The sequence below is a fragment of the Ruegeria sp. BG8 genome (assembly GCF_056538325.1).
Genome location: NZ_JBQFSZ010000003.1, coordinates 223,787 through 244,896, shown reverse-complemented (window position 1 = coordinate 244,896; position 21,110 = coordinate 223,787). Strand labels below are relative to the sequence as shown.

The 21,110-nt window shown below is 57.1% G+C and carries 23 protein-coding genes and 1 other RNA gene; 14 read left to right on the top strand and 10 right to left on the bottom strand.

Annotation, left to right across the window (positions count from 1 at the left end):
• The first annotated feature begins 33 nt into the window (after nucleotides 1–33).
• From ACR0DG_RS08720 to rnpB, 3 genes are all read left to right on the top strand, one after another.
• On the top strand, nucleotides 34–762 hold the full coding sequence (locus tag ACR0DG_RS08720) for a hypothetical protein (protein WP_480696290.1): 729 nt from the start codon (nucleotides 34–36) through the stop codon (nucleotides 760–762).
• Nucleotides 713–1,429, top strand: a complete 717-nt coding sequence (locus ACR0DG_RS08715; RefSeq protein ID WP_480696288.1) for an N-acetylmuramoyl-L-alanine amidase — start codon at nucleotides 713–715, stop codon at nucleotides 1,427–1,429. Before ACR0DG_RS08720 ends, ACR0DG_RS08715 begins: the two co-directional genes overlap by 50 nt.
• A gap of 124 nt (nucleotides 1,430–1,553) precedes the next feature.
• Nucleotides 1,554–1,951, top strand: an RNA gene (gene rnpB / locus ACR0DG_RS08710) — RNase P RNA component class A.
• Nucleotides 1,952–1,961: 10 nt separating this feature from the next.
• Here the strand turns inward: rnpB and ACR0DG_RS08705 are convergent.
• The 3 genes from ACR0DG_RS08705 to ACR0DG_RS08695 all read right to left on the bottom strand — a co-directional run bounded on the left by ACR0DG_RS08705 (nucleotide 1,962) and on the right by ACR0DG_RS08695 (nucleotide 3,854).
• Nucleotides 1,962–2,294: a GYD domain-containing protein gene (locus ACR0DG_RS08705; RefSeq protein WP_480696286.1), complete on the bottom strand. Its 333-nt coding sequence runs from the start codon at nucleotides 2,292–2,294 to the stop codon at nucleotides 1,962–1,964.
• 69 nt (nucleotides 2,295–2,363) lie between these two features.
• Nucleotides 2,364–3,206 (bottom strand): DUF2182 domain-containing protein, encoded by an 843-nt coding sequence (locus tag ACR0DG_RS08700; RefSeq protein WP_480696284.1) that lies wholly within the window; start codon nucleotides 3,204–3,206, stop codon nucleotides 2,364–2,366.
• 12 nt (nucleotides 3,207–3,218) lie between these two features.
• Nucleotides 3,219–3,854, bottom strand: a complete 636-nt coding sequence (locus ACR0DG_RS08695) for a DUF1326 domain-containing protein (protein WP_480696282.1) — start codon at nucleotides 3,852–3,854, stop codon at nucleotides 3,219–3,221.
• A 293-nt stretch (nucleotides 3,855–4,147) separates the two neighbouring features.
• Between ACR0DG_RS08695 and rpmG the strand changes: the two genes are divergently transcribed.
• Complete coding sequence (gene rpmG / locus ACR0DG_RS08690) at nucleotides 4,148–4,315, top strand: 50S ribosomal protein L33 (RefSeq protein WP_005630270.1); 168 nt, start codon at nucleotides 4,148–4,150, stop codon at nucleotides 4,313–4,315.
• Nucleotides 4,316–4,553: 238 nt separating this feature from the next.
• Complete coding sequence (locus ACR0DG_RS08685) at nucleotides 4,554–5,048, top strand: hypothetical protein (RefSeq protein WP_480707110.1); 495 nt, start codon at nucleotides 4,554–4,556, stop codon at nucleotides 5,046–5,048.
• A gap of 142 nt (nucleotides 5,049–5,190) precedes the next feature.
• Here ACR0DG_RS08685 and ACR0DG_RS08680 read toward each other — a convergent pair whose 3' ends face one another.
• Nucleotides 5,191–5,967, bottom strand: coding sequence for a Bax inhibitor-1/YccA family protein (locus ACR0DG_RS08680; RefSeq protein WP_480696278.1), 777 nt, complete (start codon nucleotides 5,965–5,967; stop codon nucleotides 5,191–5,193).
• 181 nt (nucleotides 5,968–6,148) lie between these two features.
• Nucleotides 6,149–6,358: a DUF1127 domain-containing protein gene (locus ACR0DG_RS08675; protein ID WP_480696276.1), complete on the bottom strand. Its 210-nt coding sequence runs from the start codon at nucleotides 6,356–6,358 to the stop codon at nucleotides 6,149–6,151.
• Nucleotides 6,359–6,485: 127 nt separating this feature from the next.
• Between ACR0DG_RS08675 and ACR0DG_RS08670 the strand changes: the two genes are divergently transcribed.
• Nucleotides 6,486–7,367 (top strand): LysR family transcriptional regulator, encoded by an 882-nt coding sequence (locus ACR0DG_RS08670; RefSeq protein WP_480696274.1) that lies wholly within the window; start codon nucleotides 6,486–6,488, stop codon nucleotides 7,365–7,367.
• Between the two features lie 6 nt (nucleotides 7,368–7,373).
• Here the strand turns inward: ACR0DG_RS08670 and ACR0DG_RS08665 are convergent, their stop codons facing one another.
• Nucleotides 7,374–8,330, bottom strand: coding sequence for an NADPH:quinone oxidoreductase family protein (locus ACR0DG_RS08665; RefSeq protein WP_480696272.1), 957 nt, complete (start codon nucleotides 8,328–8,330; stop codon nucleotides 7,374–7,376).
• Between the two features lie 330 nt (nucleotides 8,331–8,660).
• Here ACR0DG_RS08665 and ACR0DG_RS08660 point away from each other — a divergent pair, with 330 nt between their 5' ends.
• From ACR0DG_RS08660 to ACR0DG_RS08650, 3 genes are all read left to right on the top strand, one after another.
• Nucleotides 8,661–9,032 carry a helix-turn-helix domain-containing protein gene (locus ACR0DG_RS08660; protein WP_170384559.1) on the top strand — a complete coding sequence of 124 codons (372 nt, stop codon included), beginning with the start codon at nucleotides 8,661–8,663 and terminating at the stop codon, nucleotides 9,030–9,032.
• Between the two features lie 44 nt (nucleotides 9,033–9,076).
• Nucleotides 9,077–9,868: a histidinol-phosphatase gene (gene hisN / locus ACR0DG_RS08655; protein WP_480696270.1), complete on the top strand. Its 792-nt coding sequence runs from the start codon at nucleotides 9,077–9,079 to the stop codon at nucleotides 9,866–9,868.
• A gap of 115 nt (nucleotides 9,869–9,983) precedes the next feature.
• Complete coding sequence (locus tag ACR0DG_RS08650; RefSeq protein ID WP_480696268.1) at nucleotides 9,984–11,318, top strand: 8-oxoguanine deaminase; 1,335 nt, start codon at nucleotides 9,984–9,986, stop codon at nucleotides 11,316–11,318.
• On the opposite strand, the gene guaD is transcribed toward ACR0DG_RS08650, so the two are convergent.
• Nucleotides 11,315–12,604, bottom strand: coding sequence for a guanine deaminase (gene guaD, locus ACR0DG_RS08645; RefSeq protein WP_480696617.1), 1,290 nt, complete (start codon nucleotides 12,602–12,604; stop codon nucleotides 11,315–11,317). The two genes, ACR0DG_RS08650 and guaD, sit on opposite strands and share 4 nt — an antisense overlap.
• A 140-nt stretch (nucleotides 12,605–12,744) precedes the next feature.
• Between guaD and mgtE the strand changes: the two genes are divergently transcribed.
• Nucleotides 12,745–14,139, top strand: a complete 1,395-nt coding sequence (gene mgtE / locus ACR0DG_RS08640; protein ID WP_480696266.1) for a magnesium transporter — start codon at nucleotides 12,745–12,747, stop codon at nucleotides 14,137–14,139.
• Nucleotides 14,136–14,693, top strand: coding sequence for a 5-formyltetrahydrofolate cyclo-ligase (locus ACR0DG_RS08635; RefSeq protein ID WP_480696264.1), 558 nt, complete (start codon nucleotides 14,136–14,138; stop codon nucleotides 14,691–14,693). Before mgtE ends, ACR0DG_RS08635 begins: the two co-directional genes overlap by 4 nt.
• 6 nt (nucleotides 14,694–14,699) lie before the next feature.
• On the opposite strand, the gene ACR0DG_RS08630 is transcribed toward ACR0DG_RS08635, so the two are convergent.
• A complete protein-coding gene (locus ACR0DG_RS08630; RefSeq protein ID WP_480696262.1) occupies nucleotides 14,700–14,927 on the bottom strand; it encodes a putative hemolysin in 228 nt (75 codons plus the stop codon).
• A gap of 88 nt (nucleotides 14,928–15,015) precedes the next feature.
• On the opposite strand from ACR0DG_RS08630, the gene ACR0DG_RS08625 reads away from it, so the two are divergent.
• The 3 genes from ACR0DG_RS08625 (at nucleotide 15,016) to ACR0DG_RS08615 (ending at nucleotide 18,536) form a co-directional block, all read left to right on the top strand.
• Nucleotides 15,016–15,831, top strand: coding sequence for a TIGR00282 family metallophosphoesterase (locus ACR0DG_RS08625; protein WP_480696260.1), 816 nt, complete (start codon nucleotides 15,016–15,018; stop codon nucleotides 15,829–15,831).
• Between the two features lie 80 nt (nucleotides 15,832–15,911).
• Entirely contained in the window at nucleotides 15,912–17,690 is a 1,779-nt protein-coding gene (locus tag ACR0DG_RS08620; protein WP_480696258.1) for an SLC13 family permease, read from the top strand.
• A 96-nt stretch (nucleotides 17,691–17,786) separates the two neighbouring features.
• The gene (locus ACR0DG_RS08615; RefSeq protein WP_480696256.1) at nucleotides 17,787–18,536 is read left to right on the top strand and encodes a YbaY family lipoprotein; all 750 of its coding nucleotides are present in this window, start codon (nucleotides 17,787–17,789) and stop codon (nucleotides 18,534–18,536) included.
• Here the strand turns inward: ACR0DG_RS08615 and ACR0DG_RS08610 are convergent, their stop codons facing one another.
• Together ACR0DG_RS08610 and ACR0DG_RS08605 are read right to left on the bottom strand one after the other, a co-directional pair.
• Nucleotides 18,537–20,198 carry an FAD-binding dehydrogenase gene (locus ACR0DG_RS08610; RefSeq protein ID WP_480696254.1) on the bottom strand — a complete coding sequence of 554 codons (1,662 nt, stop codon included), beginning with the start codon at nucleotides 20,196–20,198 and terminating at the stop codon, nucleotides 18,537–18,539.
• Nucleotides 20,199–20,209: 11 nt separating this feature from the next.
• Nucleotides 20,210–21,067, bottom strand: a complete 858-nt coding sequence (locus tag ACR0DG_RS08605) for a bile acid:sodium symporter family protein (RefSeq protein WP_480696252.1) — start codon at nucleotides 21,065–21,067, stop codon at nucleotides 20,210–20,212.
• Nucleotides 21,068–21,110 lie beyond the last annotated feature (43 nt).

The window sequence follows — 21,110 nt, the reverse complement described above, 5'->3', positions numbered from 1 at the left end:
GGTAGGCAAGACAACAACTGACGGAGCAGCTGGATGCGCTTTACGCTTGTAATCCCCGCAATCGGGTTTATGGCCGCCTGCAACACGGTGGCGCCTATTCAGGGTACGGGTTTTAATACACCGTCCTATCAGGCGCAGCGCGAGGCGGAATTGTCCGGTCAGGGACTTACAGGAAATCCGCTGCTTGGCCCAGTAGACGTGTCCGAACAGCAATTGGGTGCGCCGGGTGCGGCGCTTCCCCCAACGGGCGACAACGCCGATCTGGCCTCTGCAACCGCAGCCGCTTTGGCGGGTACGTCAAGTTCCAGCGTTCCGGTACAAGAGCCAATTGGCGCGCCCGCGACGACCGCTGCGCCGATCCCCAGCAACAGCTCCATTTCGGATGAACAGGATTTCGCAGCCGTATCCGACCGACGCACCATCGAAACAGATGCGGCGCTGATCGAACAAAACCGTCAGACCTACGAAGTCGTTGCGCCAACGGCAGTCCCTCAGCGGGGTTCAGATGGCCAGCCGAACATCGTTCAGTACGCGCTCAGCACGTCCAACCCGGTGGGAACGCAACTTTACAGCCGCGCGGGTTTCAACCTGCAGGCCAAAGCACAGCGCAACTGCGCGCGTTTCCCTTCGGCCGATCAGGCGCAGATCGAGTTCCTTTCCAACGGTGGTCCGCAAAGGGATCGCAAGGGTCTGGATCCTGATGGGGACGGCTATGCCTGCAGCTGGGACCCAAGCCCGTTCCGCAGTGCCGTCAACAACTGATATACAGCCAATTTGGCATCCATCTCCAAACTTTGGTGAGCGACGGGGCGGATTAAAACCGTCTCTGATCGTTCTGCACTATACCGCGATGGACAGTGCGCGCGCTGCACTTGATCGGCTTTGCGATCCCGCCTTCGAGGTGTCGGCGCATTTCCTGATCGGGCGTGACGGAACGTTGTGGCAATTGGTGCGCGAAGATGATCGCGCCTGGCACGCCGGAGCAGGGGAGTGGTGCGGACAAAGCGACATAAATTCTCGTTCGATTGGGGTCGAGCTGGACAATGCCGGTACACACCCGTTTTCCGAACCCCAGATGGCCGCGTTGGAAAACTTACTTTCCGCGCTGATGCAGCGATGGGAGATTGAACCAAAGGGCGTCATCGGCCATTCCGACATGGCCCCGGGCCGCAAAATTGACCCAGGCCCCCGGTTTGACTGGCAGCGCCTCGAAGCCCAATACCTAGCTGCCAGCCGTGGAACTGATGCGGGATCGCAAACCGCGGATACGCAAACATTCCAAACACTTGCGCACGCTGCAGGGTTCACGGCGCAAACGGATGATCAAACGCTTCTGTCCACAGTGCGGCTCAGATATCGTCCATGGGCGACCGGCCCGCTGACGAGCGCCGACTTGGAGGTGCTTCAGCCAGCCACTGCGCGCGGCTGATCCGTACTTCATCTGGCCAAAAATATCCCGGGGTTGAATTGGCCGAAGGCCAAGAAGGGGCTGGCCCCTTTCAATCGCAATCCAGACTTGACGCCGCAGGACGCACAGCCTAACCACGCCACGCGCGGAGGGCCGGATGGCCGCTGGGGCCATGGCCCGAGAGGAAAGTCCGGACTCCACAAGACAACGGTGCCGGGTAACGCCCGGGCGGGGCAACCCGACGGAAAGCGCCACAGAAATCAGACCGCCTGAGATTTCGGTCAAAGGTAAGGGTGAAACGGTGGGGTAAGAGCCCACCGCGCCGCTGGCAACAGTGGCGGCACGGCAAGCCCCACCGGGAGCAATGCCAAATAGGGTCCCCGCGCGGGCAGGTCGGCGTCAGCCGATACCGCCGCTAAGCCTGTCTTGGCCCAGAGGGACCGGGTTGGCAGCTTGAGCCGCGCAGCAATGCACGGCCTAGAGGAATGGTCATCGAAGGGGGCAACCCCGGAACAAGATCCGGCTTACAGGCCCTCCGCGCGTGTACTCCAAGTTATTTTCCGGGCGGCGTGTAGGCGCCGCTCAGCTTCGCGGCCTTTTTGGTGATGGCGACAAAGTCCTTCGCGGTCCACGCGCGCACAGTCTCGATCCGTGTAACTGCGCCCGAGGCCGCAACCGCCATGCCGACGGCCACAGCGTCAGTGCCATCCGGAGCTTCACTGATGACGACGACGTCGTTTTCGCCCGTGGTCAGGTAAAAGGCCAACAGCTTCCCTCCCACCTTTTTCAATAGGGCCTTTACCGGCGCTGTCCGGTCCGAAGGTTTCTTGAGCATACCTTTGACACCGTCCTGTGAATAAGACGCATAGGTTATGAAAATGGGCATGGGACCCTCCTTTGGTTAAAAGAAAATCTGAACCTCTATGCGGCCGCTGCTTGAGATCCAAGGATCGCCTTAGCCAGCGACCATCCAAGGGGCTGCAATCAGCCAAACGCCAAAACCGATCAATGCGATGCCGGTCAGCGGTGCAATCCAGACCGCGCGCGGCAATAGCTTTTCCAAGGCGACGTAAACCGCAATGCCGACAATCCAGTACAGGTTCATCACGCCGCCGACGAACAGCAACAGCATCAATGCCCAGCAGCACCCCAGGCAATACGCGCCATGCAACGCGCCAGTGCGGAACGCCCCATATTTGCCAGGCCTGTTGTGATCGGCCAAAAACTGGGCCGGGCTCCGGCAGTGGCGAAGGCACGCTGATTTCAAGCTGGATAATTGGTACAGACCAGCCATCAACAGAACCGAGCCGGCAAATGCCTTGGACCGGATCGTCATCATCGGCCCGTCCGACAGGCCGACCCATTCCAAACCCCACTGCGCCCCGGTGGCAAGCGCACTGAACGCCGCCCACGTCACAAGGTAACCGCACAAAAACAACAGGCTGAGCTGTGCGGCCACCGCCTTGTCGGGCCCAATGCGCTTTAGCGCGGAATACAAAAGAACCGTCGGTGCCGCGCTCGGCGTCATCATGGCGATCATCATCACCCACCACATCAGGAAAATCAGAACGACATAGGACGCGGTCCATTCGACACCGCCCGGCATCTGCATGGGTTCCCCGACCGGTCTGGCCATCCGGGTCATGTCGAGCGCGGACATATTCATGCCCACGCCCGCGATCGTGTACCACGCAGCCCCGATCACAATCAGGAAGACGCAAAACAGGACAATACGCCCGTCACGCCGAAGCAGACGGTCAACGGCCCCCATTGGGAAAGGGTCTGTGCTAAAACTCATGATTGCACCGGGCTATGCGCCCAAAACACCATGACCAGAGATGTTGAGATGTGCGAGATGCGCGTGGGTTGCGTCGAAACTCAGGCTGATTTCGCCACCGGTCGTTCTGGTGGTACCGGATGCCGCTTCAGCGTGACGGTACTCGAACCCGTTCGGTAGCTGAATCGAAGCCCGGTGCGGTTGCCCGGATACGATGTGGGGGATGGGTTGAACCTCAAGGTCGAAAACGCCATTGATTTTTGCGAACCCCGTCCTGTCCTCACGTGACCAATTCAGGTCAATGGGCAGGAACAGCGTCTCGTGCTTGGTCGGTGCCATCGCGCTGTAGACGAACCAGAAGGTCGCCATTTCATCGGTGTCTTCGCCCGTCATGATTGCCTGAAGGGCGGCCCTTTGATCGGCTGACGCTGACGCATCTATGATCAACTGCATTTGGCCATTGCCTTCGTGAATCGGGCCGGGCCAATAGTACACGCCCGCCGCTTTCACACCGGCAAGGTCGGTATCTCCGTAATGTCCGCTTTGAATGTCATAAACAACGACGGCTTCGCAGTTGCCATGCGTCGGTAATACGCTGAACTGGCACGGACACCCAAAGTTGCAGTTGCAGTTCGCCAGTTCTTCGGCCTGAATTTCCCATTCGGTCATGATAGCCCCCAAAACAAATGGTACGATAAAATCGCGCCGCTCACGTGTTTTGCCTGCGAAATAAGCCTCGTATGTAGGGCCCGTTTGGGGCTTCTTTCTCTTGTCCAGTCCGCAGACCATATCACGGAACCGTGAAGTCTCCAAATTGACCGGGTTATTCTGAAAGCCGGTGTCGTGGAATTGTGTGCGATATACGCCGATTCCGGTTGACTCGGCTGCGCGACCGGGTAAAAGCGCACGCTCATAGGAATTCAACCGAAAGGCCCCTGCCTTTCCGGACGCAGGAGATAACCATGGCGAAGCCGACGACAATCAAGATCCGTCTGAACTCGACCGCGGGCACGGGCCACTTCTACGTGACCAAGAAAAACGCGCGGACCATGACCGAGAAAATGACCGTTCGTAAATACGACCCGGTCGCTCGGAAGCATGTCGAGTACAAAGAAGGCAAGATTAAGTAATCTGCCATCCGACTGGAAATTTGGAAAGGGTCTCGTGTTTTCGGGGCCCTTTTTGCATGGAATTTTAGTACCTTTGGCGATGATTTCGGTCAGCAAAACGGCCCGTCTGCAAATCGGGCCGTTGCAACGACGCATCAGCCTTCAGCCTATTCGTTTCGACAGCGGGTTGCTTTTTAAACCACCTTGCATCTACGCTTCAGCTAACCGTTCCAAAATGTTGGCCGTCATGAAAAAAATCTTGTTATCCACAGCTACCGTTCTGGCCCTTGCGGCTTGTGAAGATCCACTGAATCGCCAAGGTGTCGGGTTTACAGGCATCGATGGTGAGCCTCGGACTATTTCAGATGTTCCGGGTGCCGTCGCCTTCCTTCCGGACGCGACAAATGTACCGGCTGAGCTGGCCGTACTACCAGCCATCCCAGTGACAAGCGCCGAGACTGATCCCGAGAAGCTTGCGCGGGCTGCAATCGACAATGGCGGGCGCAACGATTTGAACTCGGTGGTTCTGACCGGGTCGGATATGAACATGTACCTGAGCACTGTCAGTGTAAACGGCACGCTGTATGGCGTTCTGCGCACCGAAAACAACAGCACAAAGGTAGACAACAGCATCGGTTCCGCCTTTGGCGCCAATACTGAGCAGTTCACAGGATGCCTGCCTGCAGGAGATGTGTTCCGCAAAGGGTCATCCCAGCGTAGCTCGGGTTTTGCGGTTCCACTGAACTGTAGCTAAGCGCAGCTTTACTGAAGTTAGAAAAATCCCCGCCGGAAAGGCGGGGATTTTTTTTGTGCCCAGGTTTTGTTGACCACGATGAGTGCCTAAAAAGAAAAGGCGGGTCACATGGACCCGCCTTTTCAGCTGTATGAAACCGGTCTTATTCCCGGTTGCCGAACAGTTGCAGCAGGAACATGAACATGTTGATAAAGTCCAGATACAGGCTCAGAGCACCCATGATCGCCGCTTTACCCAGCCATTCCTGATCGCCCGAGTGGGCCATCTGGAGGTAGGTGGTTTTGATGTTCTGCGTGTCATACGCGGTCAGACCAGCAAAGATCAGCACGCCGATTACGGAGATTGCAAATGCCACGGCCGAAGACGCAATGAAGATGTTGACGATCGAAGCCACGATCAGGCCAATCACACCCATGATAAGGAAAGTGCCCATCGCGGACAGGTCCTTTTTGGTGGTGTAGCCGTAAAGCGACAGACCGGCGAATGCGATGGCTGTGATCAGGAATACCTGAATGATCGACTGGCCGGTGAAGACCAGGAAAATCCAGCTAATCGACACGCCCATAACTGCAGCAAACAGGTAGAAGACCGTTTGCGCGCCAGCGGCGGAAAGACGGTTGATCGCAGCGCCAAAGCCAAAAACAAAGGCGAGGGGGGCGAACATTATGACCCATTTCAGGGGTGACGCAAACAACGTGTACCCAAAGGACGTCAGATATTTATCCGCGCTCAGCTGTGCGGCTGCGGCGGATGGGTCCGTCGTCGTTGCAAGGCCCGAAATCGCCCAGGCCGCTGCAAATGTAATCAGCATGCCGACGGACATCGTGCCGTAAACTTTGTTCATGTGGGCGCGCAGGCCCTCGTCAATCTGGGCAGCGCGCGCGCCGGCCGCCGTCCGGATCGTGTCAAATTGTGCCATTAAAGGGTCTCCCTTCGCATGTTTTTCTCGCGCCCTGAAATCAGTGCACGTTCCCCGCAAATATCGGCAAGTGCGGGCTGCGTTTCAAGGGTTTAACGTCGGAAACTGGCTAAAACACGCAACAAAAATGGCGACCTTGGGGTATGGGCCGCCATTCATTGAAAAAAGATGCAGGTTAGATTCATTTTTGCCAGAATTCCGGCGCATCCCAGACGGATCGTGCGGCTTCAGCCTCGGCCTCAGCGCGCGTTACACCGATATCCTGCAAAGCGCGATCATCCAAGCGGACCAAACTGCGGCGTTGACGCCGCAACGATAACACCTGCCAGACGGTGCTTATTGAAAATCTGCGGCGCAGCTTGCGGGAAGATGTTATTGCTATTTGGGTCATAATTTATGTCCTTTCGTGAAAAAGAGATGATTTAGCTCCATCTCATCAACTTCCTTGATTTATATGGACTGCTATGACACATTTTGAAAATGAATGTTTTTGAAGTGATGCATAAGGAATCGTGAAGATGCGAAATCTCGACATTACGACTTTGCGCTCTTTCGTGGCGGTAGCAGATCATGGCGGCGTGACACGCGCAGCCGGATTTTTGCATCTAACGCAATCGGCCGTTTCGATGCAGCTGAAGCGATTGGAGGAGCTGTTGGGGCTGGAACTGCTGGATCGTAGCGGCAGGACAATTGCCTTGACCGCCTCGGGCGAGCAGCTTTTGGCATATGCCAGACGTATGATCGCTTTGAACGACGAGATTATCTCAAAACTCACGGATCAAGCCTTTGAAGGCGAGGTTGTTCTGGGTGTCCCTCATGACATCGTCTACCCGGCCATTCCACGTGTATTGCAGCGTTTCAATGTCGAATTCCCGCGGGTGCGTGTGCAACTTGTGTCTTCTTACTCGTTGCAATTGAAGGAAATGTTCAAGCGTGGCGAATGCGATCTGATACTCACGACCGAAGCGACCGTCGGCGAAGGGGCCGAAACGATTGCTGAATTGCCGCTGCGCTGGATCGGTGCCCCTGGTGGGACAGCTTGGCGCAAACGTCCGATTCCTTTGGCTTTGGGACGAAGATGTCTATTCCGGCCTCAGGTTATTGCGGCGTTGGACGAAGCTGAAATCCCGTGGGAGTTGTCGGTCGAAACTGAGAATGATCGCACGATCGAGGCGACCGTCAGCGCTGATCTCGCGGTGCACGCGGTGCTGGATGGCACCGAAGCGGCCCATCTGGAGCAGATTGACGATGGGGGTACGCTGCCTGAACTGCCCGCGCATATGATTAATTTGTACGGCGGTGAGTCGGGGCGTGACGATGTTGTCGACGCTCTGGCAGCGCTGGTGCGGCAGAACTTCCGTATGTTGGGTGGCACTCAGTTAAAAGCGGTTGTCGGGTAAATCTGCTCAGATTGAAATGACGACCTTCCCGGTCGCTGTTCGATCTCTGAGCATTTGCAGACCTTTCTCCGCTTCGGCCAATGGCAGCACGTTGCTGATATGAGGTTTGATGCGGCCTTCGCCGTGCCACTTGAACAGGGTTTCAAAGCTCTTTCTTACGATCTGAGGCCGGAAGGTCAGATACCCGCCAATGTATAAACCGATTACGGTCAGGTTTTTGACCAGCAGATGGTTGGCAGGGATTTGCGGAACGTCGCCGCCTGCAAATCCAATTGGCAATAGGCGGCCTTCGGGATTGGTCGCGCGAAAGGCGGCTTTGAAAATATCTCCGCCGATTGCGTCATAGACCACATCTGCGCCGCCGAGTTCCTTAACGCGGCTTCGCAGGTCTTCGCTGGCATCGATCAGGTGATCCGCACCTGCCTGCTGCGCCACTTTCAGTTTTTCCGCCCCGCGCGCCTGCGCGATGACTGTGGCCCCCATCAATTTACCAATTTCGACGGCGGTCAGACCCACGCCACCTGCAGCACCGGTTACCAAGAGGGTTTCACCCGATTGCAGACGCGCGCGGTGATCAAGGGCAATGTGGCTGGTGCCGTATGCGATCTGTATTGCCGCGGCGTCTTCGAAACTCATCGAATCGGGTATGGCGATGGTGCGATCTGCATCAAAGACACCGTACTCGGCCAACCCACCTTGGCCGGAATAAACAGCGACGCGATCACCTGCTTTCAGGCCCGAGACATCGATACCGACCTTATCCACGACCCCGGCAATCTCCATGCCCTGCGTAAAGGGCGTAGTGGGTGTATCCTGATAGGTGCCTTTCTGCATAAGCAGGTCGGCAAAATTCAAACCGCAAGCCTTGATCGCGACCCGCACCTGACCGGAACCCGGCTCAGGAACCGCTATCTGGCACAGTCTGGGAGGTGTTCCTGTCGCTTCTAGTCGAAAGGCCTGCATACTGTTGCTCCTTGGTTGGAAGCATAGGTTCGCGTTGACCGCAGATTGTCAATTGTTTACCCGGCAGCACAAGAAACAGTGGGCCCGAATGCGTTAAAACATAATAATATGCTTAAGTAGTGTTGTGATCGGAAACACAACTTAAAGCCAATGTTTTGGCAGGCTGATTCAACCCGCTTGAAAAATTAACAAAAAAGAGCAATATTGCGCTATGGTGCTGATTTGGGGGCATGTTCCGAATTCGGGAGTGTTTAAAGGCTGTTCGCTCGTGATGCGGTCGTGATTCGCGCCGTGCGCCCTTGTCGTTGTGTGTAGTAGAGGAGAATACCGATGACCCATCACGTCGATGTCCACGTGGGCAAACGCGTACGGCATCGCCGCTGGCTGATTGGGATGACCCAGCAGCAGTTGGCGCAGCAGGTTGGTATTAAGTTTCAACAAATCCAAAAATATGAAACCGGTGCCAACCGTATCAGCGCGTCTCGACTGTGGGATATCGCCGAAGCTTTGGATGTACCCGTCAGCTTTTTCTTTGAGGGTCTGGAAGAGGCCGAAAAAGAAAGCGCAGGCAAAAAGTCTGTTCCCGCCGATCTTATGGGGGACAAAGAAGCCTTGGACCTTGTTCGGTCCTACTACGCGATTCCCGAAAACCAACGCCGCCGCCTGTTTGAACTGGCGCGTGTTCTGAGCGACGTTGCCTGATTTAGCGGGTTGACTCTGAAGCCTGCGAACCCCACGGGTAGCGCATGCAAAAGACTACGCTCAGTGACCGGAATGTAGCCGAAGAAATGGCCGACGCGGCGCGTCAGGCCATTTTGCCATTTTTCAGACAGTCCAATTTGGAAACGACGAACAAACTGTCAGAGGGGTTTGACCCTGTGACCGTCGCTGATCGCGCGGCCGAAAAGGCAATGCGTGCTGTGTTGGCCGAGCACCGGCCAGACGACGGTATTCTGGGAGAAGAGTTCGGCTCGGTCGAAGGGCGCAGCGGTCGTACCTGGGTTCTTGATCCGATTGACGGCACCCGAGGCTTTATTAGTGGAACGCCGACTTGGGGCGTGTTGATCGCGCTCAGCACATCCGACGGACCGGTGATGGGGGTCATTGACCAGCCTTACATCGGTGAGCGTTTCATAGGCTCCGCCGACATATCTGAGGTAACGGGCCCGACAGGAAAGACGACGCTTAGGACGCGCGCGACCACATCCCTGAGCGAATCGATTCTGTTCACCACTTTCCCCGAGGTGGGAACCCCTGACGACCGCGCCGGGTTTGAGGCAGTGTCCCGCCAAACGCGCCTGACGCGATACGGAATGGATTGTTATGCCTATGCGTTGTTGGCCGCTGGGCAGGTCGATCTAGTGATCGAGTCCGGCTTGAACGCCTACGATATTCAGGCGCCCATTGCCGTGATCGAAGCGGCAGGTGGCGTGGTCACGGATTGGCAAGGCGGGCCTGCACATAATGGTGGGCGCGCACTTGCCGCGGCAAACGCCGACCTGCACGCAGCCGCATTGGATATCCTGCGAAACTACTGAATCCTGTTGTCGGGTGTTTGCCGGTCGGCTAGGTTTACCCCGGCTGGTTCTTGAGCCCGTTTTCCGCCAGCTACCGCGCTCCATGCATGAAACGGGTCTGTGCAAGGAGGGCGAGATGCAAGATATCCTGATAAAAAACGCCGATACTGTCCTGACGATGGACGATGATCGTCGGGAATTGGCGGGTGCTGATATCTGGATTCGAGGGGGCCAGATCGAGCAGATCGGCCATGACCTGTCAGTGGACGCCGAAATTCACGATGCAGCGGGCTGTGTCATCACCCCCGGTCTCGTGAACACGCACCACCATTTGTATCAAACCCTGACACGCGCGGTTCCGGGCGGGCAGGATGCATTGCTGTTCGGATGGCTCAAAACGCTTTACCCGATCTGGTCCCGTTTTGGCCCCGAAGAAATGTATGTCTCGGCCCAAATTGGGCTGGCCGAGCTGGCGTTATCGGGCTGTACGCTGAGTTCAGATCATCTGTACCTGTACCCAAATGGCGCTCGTCTGGACGACACGATTGCCGCTGCGGCTGATATCGGGATGCGATTTCATCCCACGCGTGGTGCCATGAGCATCGGGGAAAGCGACGGAGGGCTACCGCCCGACACGCTGGTAGAAGCCGAAGCTGCGATCTTGGAAGATATGATACGCGTTGTTGATGCGTTCCATGATCCGTCTGACGGTGCGATGTGTCGGGTGGGGTTGGCACCTTGTTCGCCGTTTTCCGTAAGCCGCGACCTGATGCGGGATACTGCGGTTCTGGCGCGCGACAAACGGGTAATGCTGCACACCCATCTCGCTGAAAACGAAGAGGATATTGCCTATTCCCAAGCCCAGTTCGGATGTCGCCCCGGGCAATATGCGGAAGAGCTGGGTTGGACCGGCTCAGATGTCTGGCATGCCCATTGTGTTAAGCTGGACAGTTCCGAAATCGACATGTTCGCCCGAACGAAAACCGGGGTGGCGCATTGCCCATGCTCGAATTGTCGTCTGGGGTCGGGAATTGCTCCGGTACGGGCGATGCGGGATCAGGGTGTGCGGGTTGGGATCGGTGCAGACGGTTCGGCCAGCAACGACAACGGCAGCCTGATCCTCGAGGCGCGTCAGTCCATGTTGTTGCAACGCGTAGCCAACGGAGCGGACGCCATGTCATCGCGCGAAGCGCTTGAGATAGCAACGCGGGGTGGGGCGGATGTACTGAACCGCCCTGATTGTGGCCGTCTGGCACCCGGGAAACGCGCGGATATCGCAATCTGGGACACGCGTTGCATCGAAAGTGCAGGCAGTTGGGATCCCGCGGCCTTGCTGCTCGCTGGTCCGATGACAGTGAAACACTTGTTTGTCGAAGGCCGTCAGATCGTACGGGACGGGCAAATCACAACTCTGGATCTGCCCCGCGTGATCGAACGGCAGAACCGACTGGCGCAGGCCTTGCGGTCTTAAACGTTTGCCCGCTGACCGGCGATCCAAACCTCTGCGATCGCCCGGTCGTCGCCCATCATGATGGTGGGGAAGATGGCTTCCCACAGATCATTTGCACAGGCCTCACGTTGGGCAATGGCGGGGGTCGATGCGAGGTTGAGCACGACAAGATCCGCCTCCATCCCCGGCGCCACATTGCCGATCTGATCATCCAGTCGCAGCGACCGTGCAGAGCCAACCGTTCCCAGCCAAAGCAGTTGCGCTGCGTGTAAGGGCGCCCCGCGGAGCTGACCGATCTCATAAGCCGATGCCATCGTGTGCAGCATAGAAAAGCTGGAGCCGCCACCTGTGTCAGTGGCCAGCCCAACCCGGTGGCCATCTCGCATCAGTCCGGTCATGTCAAACAGGCCCGAACCGATGAACGTATTCGATGTCGGGCAGTGGATCAGCGCAGCATCCATTTCGCGCAAACGGTCACGCTCGCGGGCTTCCAGGTGAATAACGTGACCGTAAACGCCGTGCGACCCCAGCAGGCCGAATTTTTCGTAAGTGTCCAGGTAATCGCGTGCCTCGGGGAATAGCTCGCGGACCCAGGCGATTTCGTCGGTCTGCTCGCTCAGATGCGTTTGCATCAGGCAATGCGGATGCTCGGCCCAAAGAGCGCCCATCGCTTCCAGTTGCTCGGGCGTCGAAGTCGGCGAAAATCGCGGTGTGATGGCGTATGTCAACCGATCCACACCATGCCATTTTTCCAATAAGGCTTCAGACTGGTCATAGGCAGTTTTGGGCGTATCGCGAAGGCCTTCGGGGGCGTTGCGGTCCATACAGGTTTTACCCGCGACCACGCGTTGGTTCCGTTTCTGAGCCGCGGTAAAAAAGGCGTCTACGCTTTCAGGGTGGATTGTGCAGAAACTGCACATTGTTGTTGTCCCATGCGCGGCAGTCAGGTCCAGATAGCGGTTGGCGATCTCAGCCGCATATGCCGGATCGCCAAACTTCATCTCTTCGGGAAAAGTATAGGTGTTCAGCCAGTCAATCAGGCGTTTGCCCCAACTGGCGATCATGGCGGTCTGTGGGTAATGCACATGGGCATCCACGAACCCGGCCATAATAATTTGGTCACGATGGTCGATCACTCGGGCGTCTGGGTTAGCCACCTGCAGAGTGTTCGCATCGGCAACCGCTGAAATGCGCCCGTTTTCTATCAAGACCGCTTCGCTGATTTTGACGGCGTCGGTGGGCTCACCTTCGAATGGTGAGCCGGTAAAACTCAGGACGCGCCCTTTCAGCAGCGTTTTTTGCGCCATTTTCATTCATCTCCGCCTGTATGGGACTGCGAAACAGCATAAGGGTGGGAAAGTTGTCGGTAAATCGGCGCATTGTCATTGTTTTCCTGTAGCTGCTTCTTCTAATTAGGGGTCAATGACCGATACGTACGGGGGCAGAAATGACGACAGGTTTTGATGAACCCGTAAACGAGGCAACCAGCGACGACGACGTTTATGCGTTGGACCGCAAGACCGTAGCGGCCATTCTCTATGCCGTTGATGTAGATGATCGCGAAAAGCTGGTTGAGTTGATGGAGCCGCTTCATGCGGCTGATATCGCGGACCTTCTTGAGCAGATAAACCCTTATGATCGCGCGCGCCTGATCCGGCTGTACGATAAGGAATTTGACGGCGATATCCTGTCCGAACTGGACGAAGCCGTCCGGGAAGAGGTTATCAACGTTCTTCGCCCTGACGTTCTGGCAGAAGCCGTACGCGACATGGAAAGCGATGACGTCGTCGACCTGCTGGAAGATCTGGAAGAGCCTCAGCAAGAGGCTATTCTGGATGTACTGGAAGACTCTGAACGGATCGCGGCAGAGCAGGCGCTGTCATACCCCGAAAACTCGGCCGGGCGCCTTATGCAACGCGAAGTGGTCATGGCCCCTGAACACTGGACCGTGGGGCAGGCCATCGACTTTATGCGGGCCAATGACGACCTGCCAGAGCAGTTTTACCATGTTGTGCTGGTGGACCCGCGTCTGAAACCAAGGGCGCAGGTCACTTTGGGCAAACTGATGGCGACGCGGCGTGAAATCCCCCTGCATGACATTGCCGAGGATGAATTTCACACCATCCCGGTCGATCAGGATGAAGAGGACGTGGCTTACGCCTTTAACCAATACCACCTGATCTCCGCCCCAGTCGTTGACGAAGACGGGCGTTTGGTCGGCGTCATTACGATCGACGATGCCATGGTGGTTCTGGATGAAGAGCATGAGGAAGATATCCTGCGCCTTGCCGGGGTTAGCGACGAAAGCTCAATCTCGGATTCGGTGGCTGCAACCAGCAGACGGCGATTGCCGTGGCTTGCAGTCAATTTGTGCACGGCGATTTGTGCGTCACTTGTGATTTCTCAGTTCGAAGCGGCGATTGATCAGCTGGTAGCGCTGGCCATTCTGATGCCAATCGTGGCCTCAATGGGCGGGAATGCAGGCACGCAGTCGCTGACGGTGGCAGTGCGTGCCCTGGCGACGCGCGACCTGACTGGGTCGAACGTGATGCGTGTTATCCGGCGAGAGCTTTTGGTCGGGGTATTGAATGGCCTGTGTTTTGCAGTCGTGCTGGGGACGGTGGGGATGATGTGGTTCGACTCGCCCCTATTGGGTGTCGTGATCGGGTCGGCCTTGGTCGTGAATATGGTGATCGCCGGCTTTGCAGGTACGGTAGTACCGGTCGTGCTGGACCGCTTGGGTGTAGACCCTGCGCTGGCTTCGGGAACTTTCGTGACGACAACAACGGATGTCATGGGGTTCTTCATCTTTCTTGGGCTCGCCAGCGTGGTGTTACTGTGATCGACCTGACCGAAATCAAAGCCGCCGCCCGAAAAGAGGCGTTTGCGCGACGCAAGGATGCGTTCAACGCGCGCCCGCCGGGGGCTGCAGGGCGTCTGTCCGAAGTTCTTGCTGGTCATCGCGGGGTGCCGTTGTCGGGCTATATGCCCATCCGCACAGAAATTGACCCGCTACCGGCCATGGCCGAGGCTTCGGCTTATGGCGCGGTGGGCGTGCCGGTCATACAAGCCGCCGGGCAACCGTTGAGATTTTCGCGCTGGACGCCCGAAGGGGCGCTGAAAGACGGGCCATTCGGGGCAAAAGTGCCCGAGGTCGACGACTATTTTGACCCTGAAATCCTGATCGTACCGCTGGTTGCATTCGATGCGCATGGGGGGCGGCTGGGCTATGGCGGCGGCTTTTATGACCGTACGCTTGAGGGCTTGCGCGCAAAACGCCCGACCTTGGCAATCGGGTTCGCGTTTGACGCGCAAGAGGCAGAAGAACTGCCGCTTGAGCCAACCGATCAACCCTTGGACATTGTCATCACGGAAAGTCGGGTGCTGACCTTCTGAACCTGCTTAGCCGGTGTGATTTTCCCGGAAGTACTCCCACGCGTCCACTTCGCGCCCATCGGGCAGGGTGCAGGCGCCTGTTTGCCCGTCAGCCCCATCCGTTATTTCGTAGGTTCCCCCGCTTTCGATGCAGAACGTAGCGGCAGGGTTAGCCAGCTCGGCGGATTGATCCGGGGCTGGATCACAGGCCGCCAGAGGAGTCAAAAGAAGGGCGGGAATAAAGAAACGGGTCATAAACTTCTCCTGTCCAATGCGGTTTTGCACTTTATGGTGTCAGTTTAACCACTTGTGCTTACCTATTGCCACACTTAGGACGGTTTGTATGAGGATACTGTTTCTAGGTGACGTCATGGGCCGCAGCGGACGCGCGGCCGTTCAACAGCATCTGCCACGCCTTCGGGATGAGTGGCGGTTGGATTTCGTCGTGATCAATGGTGAGAATGCCTCGAACGGGATGGGCCTGTCGGAAGATCATGCAAAGCTGTTGCTGGATGCAGGGGCGGATTGTCTGACCCTTGGCGATCATGCGTTTGATCAGAAGGATATGCTGCAATTCATCGAATCTGAGCCGCGCATCGTGCGGCCGGTGAATTTTGCCAAGGGTGCGCCGGGGCGGGGGCACCGTCTATACACCGCGCCCGGTGGTCGCAAAGTGCTGGTGGTGCAGGTGTTGGGACAGGTCTTTATGAAACGACCCTTTGACGACCCGTTCTCTGCTATCGAGCCTATCCTGAAATCGCATCCCCGTGGTGGCCAGGCGCAGGCGATCATTGTCGATATGCATTGCGAGGCGACGTCGGAAAAGATGGCTATGGGCCATTATTGCGACAAACGCGCAAGTCTGGTTGTGGGGACGCATACCCATGTGCCAACGGCTGACGCGCAAATCCTGCCGGGTGGAACGGCTTACCTGACGGACGCCGGAATGTGCGGCGATTATGACTCGGTCATTGGGATGGATAAGGTCGAGCCGATGCGCCGGTTTATCACTGGAATGCCAAAGTCTCGATTCACCCCCGCTAATGGCGAAGCCACCCTAAGCGGGGTGTTCGTCGAAACCGACGACCAGAACGGGCAGGCAAAATCTGTGCAAATGGTACGCATTGGTGGGCGTCTGCTGCAGTCAGGACCGCAGTAAGGCTTGCTCTGGCCTGCGCAATGCGTGAAACTGCGTGACGGGCGCGTTTGCCAAGCCAGGGTTCGGACAGAATACCAAGAATGCAATTCCTTCAACTGACAGAAACGGGCAGCGCGATACTGGCGCTGATGGTCGTCGCAGGCATGTTCATCATGTTCCTGCGCGAGGTCTACCCGACCGAGGTTGTCGCCATTGGTGGCGTGGCCGTCATGTTGGTGACAGGCATTTTACCCTATCAAAGCGCGCTTGCGGTTTTATCAAACCCCGCGCCTTGGACGATCGCGGCGATGTTCATCATTATGGGGGCGCTTGTGCGAACGGGTGCGCTGGACTCGTTTACGGCGACAGCGCAAAAGCAGGCTCAGGTGAACCCACGCGTTGCGATCGGATTGCTGATGGGGTTCGTGTTGTTGGCCTCGGCGGTCGTATCCAATACTCCTGTGGTCGTGGTCATGATCCCGGTCTTTGTTCAGATTGCGCGTACCCTGAACGTACCAGCCTCAAAACTGCTGATCCCGCTTAGCTATGCAGCCATTCTGGGGGGCACGCTTACGTTGATCGGAACATCGACGAACCTGCTGGTCGATGGTGTGGCCCGGGCGCAGGGGATGAAACCGTTCACGATTTTCGAAGTGACTCCGCTGGGCATCGCGCTGGTCATCTACGGGATGTTCTACCTGCGCTTTATCGCGCCGCGTCTGTTGCCCGAGCGAGATAGCATGGCATCCCTGCTGTCTGATCGATCCAAGATGAAGTTCTTTACCGAGGCCGTTATCCCTCCGGAAAGCAACCTGATAGGGCGTGAGGTCACGGGTGTGCAGTTGTTCAAACGCCCGGGCGTGCGGTTGATCGACGTGATCCGGGGCGATGAATCACTGCGGCGCAACCTCAAAGGTGTTGAACTGCGACTGGGGGATCGGGTCGTTTTGCGGACCGAGATGACCGAATTGCTTAGCTTGCAAAGCAACAAGGAATTGAAACGCGTCGATCAGGTATCGGCCGTCGAAACCAAGACGGTTGAGGTTCTGATTACGCCGGGATGCCGCATGGTTGGCCGAACACTGGGCGCAATGCGCCTGCGCCGTCGGTACGGTGTGTACGTTTTGGCGGTACACCGCAGAAACCAGAATATCGGGCGGCAATTGGATGAACTGGTCGTTCGCGTAGGGGATACGCTGCTGCTAGAGGGCGCGCCGGGCGATATTCAGCGCTTGGCCGCTGATATGGAGATGGTGGATGTCACGCAGCCGTCGGCCCGCGCGTTTCGCCGCAGCCATGCTCCGATCGCCATTGGGTCATTGGTGGGTATTGTTGCTTTGGCCGCGCTGGGCGTCGCACCTATCCTGCTGCTGTCCATCATTGCGGTTGCGGTGGTTCTGATCACCCGATGCATTGACGCTGACGAGGCGTTTTCGTTTGTCGAAGGCCGATTGCTTGCGCTGATCTTTGCGATGCTGGCTATTGGGGCCGCTCTGGATAAGTCCGGTGCCGTTTCATTGATCGTTGAGGCCGTCGCACCGGCGCTTGGAATGCTGCCGCCTTTCCTCATCGTGTGGGCGGTCTATCTGCTGACATCCGTCTTGACTGAACTGGTTTCCAACAACGCTGTTGCCGTTGTCGTGACACCAATTGCCATCGGCCTTGCGCAAGCGGTGGGTATTGATCCGCGTGCATTGGTCGTGGCGGTGATGGTTGCCGCATCGGCGTCATTTGCAACACCGATCGGGTACCAGACGAACATGATGGTGTATGGTCCGGGCGGGTATCGTTTTACCGATTTTCTCAAGGTCGGGGTGCCGTTAAACTTGACTGTCGGCTTGCTGGCGTCGCTGTTGATCCCGCTGATCTGGCCGCTGTAAGAGCGGCGCGTAATCGCTCATCCCTGACCTGCGGTCTTGTAAACGATGATCCAATAACAATCTTTTGACCAAAGACATATGCGAAAGGACGGGAACATGCCTTTTCCCAAACTTGGACAAGCGATCGTATTGGGTGCCGTTCTGATGGCATTGATTGGCACGGAAAGTCATGCGGGTTCCGTCTCGGGCACGGCTACCTACCGCGAACGCATTGCGGTGCCACCGGATGCAACGCTTTTGGTTGAGCTGCAGGATATTTCCCTGGCAGATGCGCCAGCAATCACATTGTCGGCCAAACGCTACGCGTTGAATAGTGTACCGGCCGAATTTGAGTTGACCTATGATGATGCCCTGATCCGGGACGGGCTGACTTATGCCGTTCGAGGTGCGATCTATCGCGGTAATCAGTTGCTCTTTACCACTGACACCGTCCACCCGGTTCTGACCAACGGGGCTGGCAATTCGACAGACTTGGTTTTGGTACAGGTGGGCGGCAGCCAAGATACCCCGTCGCTGGAAAACACGACATGGACGGCTATCGGTATCAATTCAGAGGTGCTGAACTCGAAACGCCCACCCCAGATATCCTTTGAACAAGGCGGAGCATTCGGTGGGTCCGGCGGTTGCAATCGTTTTTCCGGTCAGGCCAAGGTGGACAATGGAAAACTTGAGTTTCCCGACAACATGGCCGCCACACTCATGGCGTGCCCGCCCGAGCTGGAAGAGGTTGAGGATCAGTTCTTTGCCGCCTTGCAAAAGGTCGCCAGCTATGCGGTTGCCGGCGACAGCCTTGTGATGCTTGATGCCGCAGGCGAGCCGGTTCTAAAGTTTATTCGCGCGCAGTAATCAGGCAACGGCCCGAGATCGACCGGCATTGCGCCCGGAAAAGATGCAGCCGCCTAGAAATGTGCCTTCCAGCGCATTGTATCCATGATATCCACCGCCGCCGAAGCCCGCGACCTCACCGGCGGCGAACAGGCCCGGAACAACTGTGCCCTCGGCGCCAATCATCTGGCTGTCCAGATTGGTTTGCAGACCGCCAAGTGTTTTTCGGGTCAGCACATGCAGCTTGACCGCGATCAGAGGACCATTGGCGCGATCGAGGAACTTGTGCGGCTTTGCCGTACGGATCAGCCTGTCCCCTCGGTAGTTTCGAGCGGCCAGAATGGCAGCCATCTGGGCATCTTTTGTAAAGGGATTGTCGACCTGAGAATCCCGTGCCTCGATCTGGGCGCGCAGATGTGCTTCGTCAATTAGCCCACCGCCAAGCTGGTTCATGCCACTGACCAGCTCGGTTAAGGTATTGGCGACAATGAAATCTTCGCCATGCTCTTTGAAGGCTTCAACCGGTGCTGTGGCCTTAGAGCCGGTCAATATCCGTTGCAGCAAGACTTCGCGCCAGCCGCCTTCGGTCATATCGGGGTTTTGTTCGGAACCCGACAGGGCGAATTCCTTTTTGATCACCTTTTGGGTCAGCACGAACCAACTGTATTCATGTCCGGTCTTCAGGATTTCCCGCAAGGTTCCCAGTGTATCAAAGCCGGGCAGGCATGGCGGCTTTAGGCGATTGCCGCGCGCATCAAACCACATCGAGCTTGGCCCGGGTAAAACGCGGATGCCATGCGATGGCCAGATCGGGTTCCAGTTTCTGACACCTTCGGTGTAGTGCCACATCCGGTCGCCGTTGATCACATGCCCGCCCGCCTTTTCGCTGATCGCAATCATGCGGCCATCCACATGAAAGGGTACACCTGCGACCATGTCCTTGGGCGGTTCACCCAGACGATCACGCGGCCAGTTCTTTCGCACCATTTCGAAATTACCGCCAATCCCCCCCGAGGTCACAATGACCGACGGGGCGTAGACTTCAAACTCGCCCACCTCATCGCGGTTGGTCTTGGCACCGTGCGCTGCAGTGTCGTCAGCCAGAACCTCGCCGGAAACACCTTTGGCGCAGCCATTCTGCATGATGATGTGGCTGACCTGATGGCGGAACTTTATCTCAATCAAGCCGGACGATATGTGTTCACGGACGCGGCGAATGAAATGTTCCAGAACACCGGGGCCGGTGCCCCATGTGATATGAAACCGTGGGACTGAGTTGCCGTGGCCATCGGCGTAAGATCCGCCACGCTCGGCCCAACCGACGATTGGGAACCAGCGCAGGCCCATTTCGTGCAGCCACGGGCGCATTTCTCCTGCAGCGAACTCGACATAGGCTTCGGCCCATTTGCGCGGCCATGTGTCCTCATCCCGGTCAAATTGCGCGCTGCCCATCCAATCACGCAGCGCCAGTTCGTGGCTGTCGCGAATACCCATTCGGCGTTGTTCGGGTGTGTCGACCATGAACAAGCCGCCAAGGCTCCAGAACGCCTGACCACCCAGAAAGTGCTGCGGTTCCTGATCCAGCACGATCACTTTCTTACCGCGATCACCCAGTTCGGCGGCCGCGGCCAGACCCGCCAGTCCGGCCCCGACAACGATTGCATCTGCTGTGTTCTTGGTCATCAAGGGTCCTTTCAGCGGCTGCGGAACCAAAGGATAAACGGCGTGGCAACCACATACATCGTGATCCCGTACACCGCTGCGGGCACCGCCAATGGGCTGAACCCGGTGGTCGTGCCCGTAATCAACGCGGCCAGCGTAATACCAAGTGCCGAGTTCTGGATACCTGTTTCAATCGAGACGGTCTTAGCTTCGTTCCATGACAGATTGGCAAAGCGTGAAAGGCCCAGACCTATCAGCAAAAGCGCGATGTTCAGCAGCACCAAGGCCGTGCCGATGGAGCTGAGGTTCTGAATGAAGAACTGCCAGTTTCCAGCCAACGCGGCCAGCACGATAAGCACAAATAGGATCGCCGCCAGTTTGGATAAAGGCGCATCTATCCTAAGGGCAAAGTCACGTGCGAAATGGCGCAGGCTGACCCCTATGGCAACAGGTAGGGTGGTGATGAGAAACAGAGCCGTGGCCAGTGAGCCGATCGACACTTTGGGTGCGGTTTCTCCCATAAAGTGAGCAATGGACCACGCGGCGAGGATGGGCACAGTAACGATAGACAGCAAGCTGATCACGGCGGTCAGGCTGACAGACAGAGCGACGTCGCCCTTAGCGAATTTGGCAAGGATATTGCTTGTGACACCTCCGGGACAAAAGCTCAGCAGCATGACGCCGACGGCGATCTCGGGGGGCAGGCCAAACAGTTTAACCGTCGTGAACGCGGCCAGGGGGATCAGTAAAACCTGACTGATCGCACCAATGGCAAAAGGGTACTTTCGGCTGAGGACACGGCGAAAGTCGGCAGCCTCAAGCCCGACACCCAAAGACAGCATGATGATGGCTAGCGACAGGGGCAGGCCGACATTTATGAGAAAATCCAAGAACAACTCCTCCCAAAGTCGTTGAAGCCAACCTAAGCGAGGG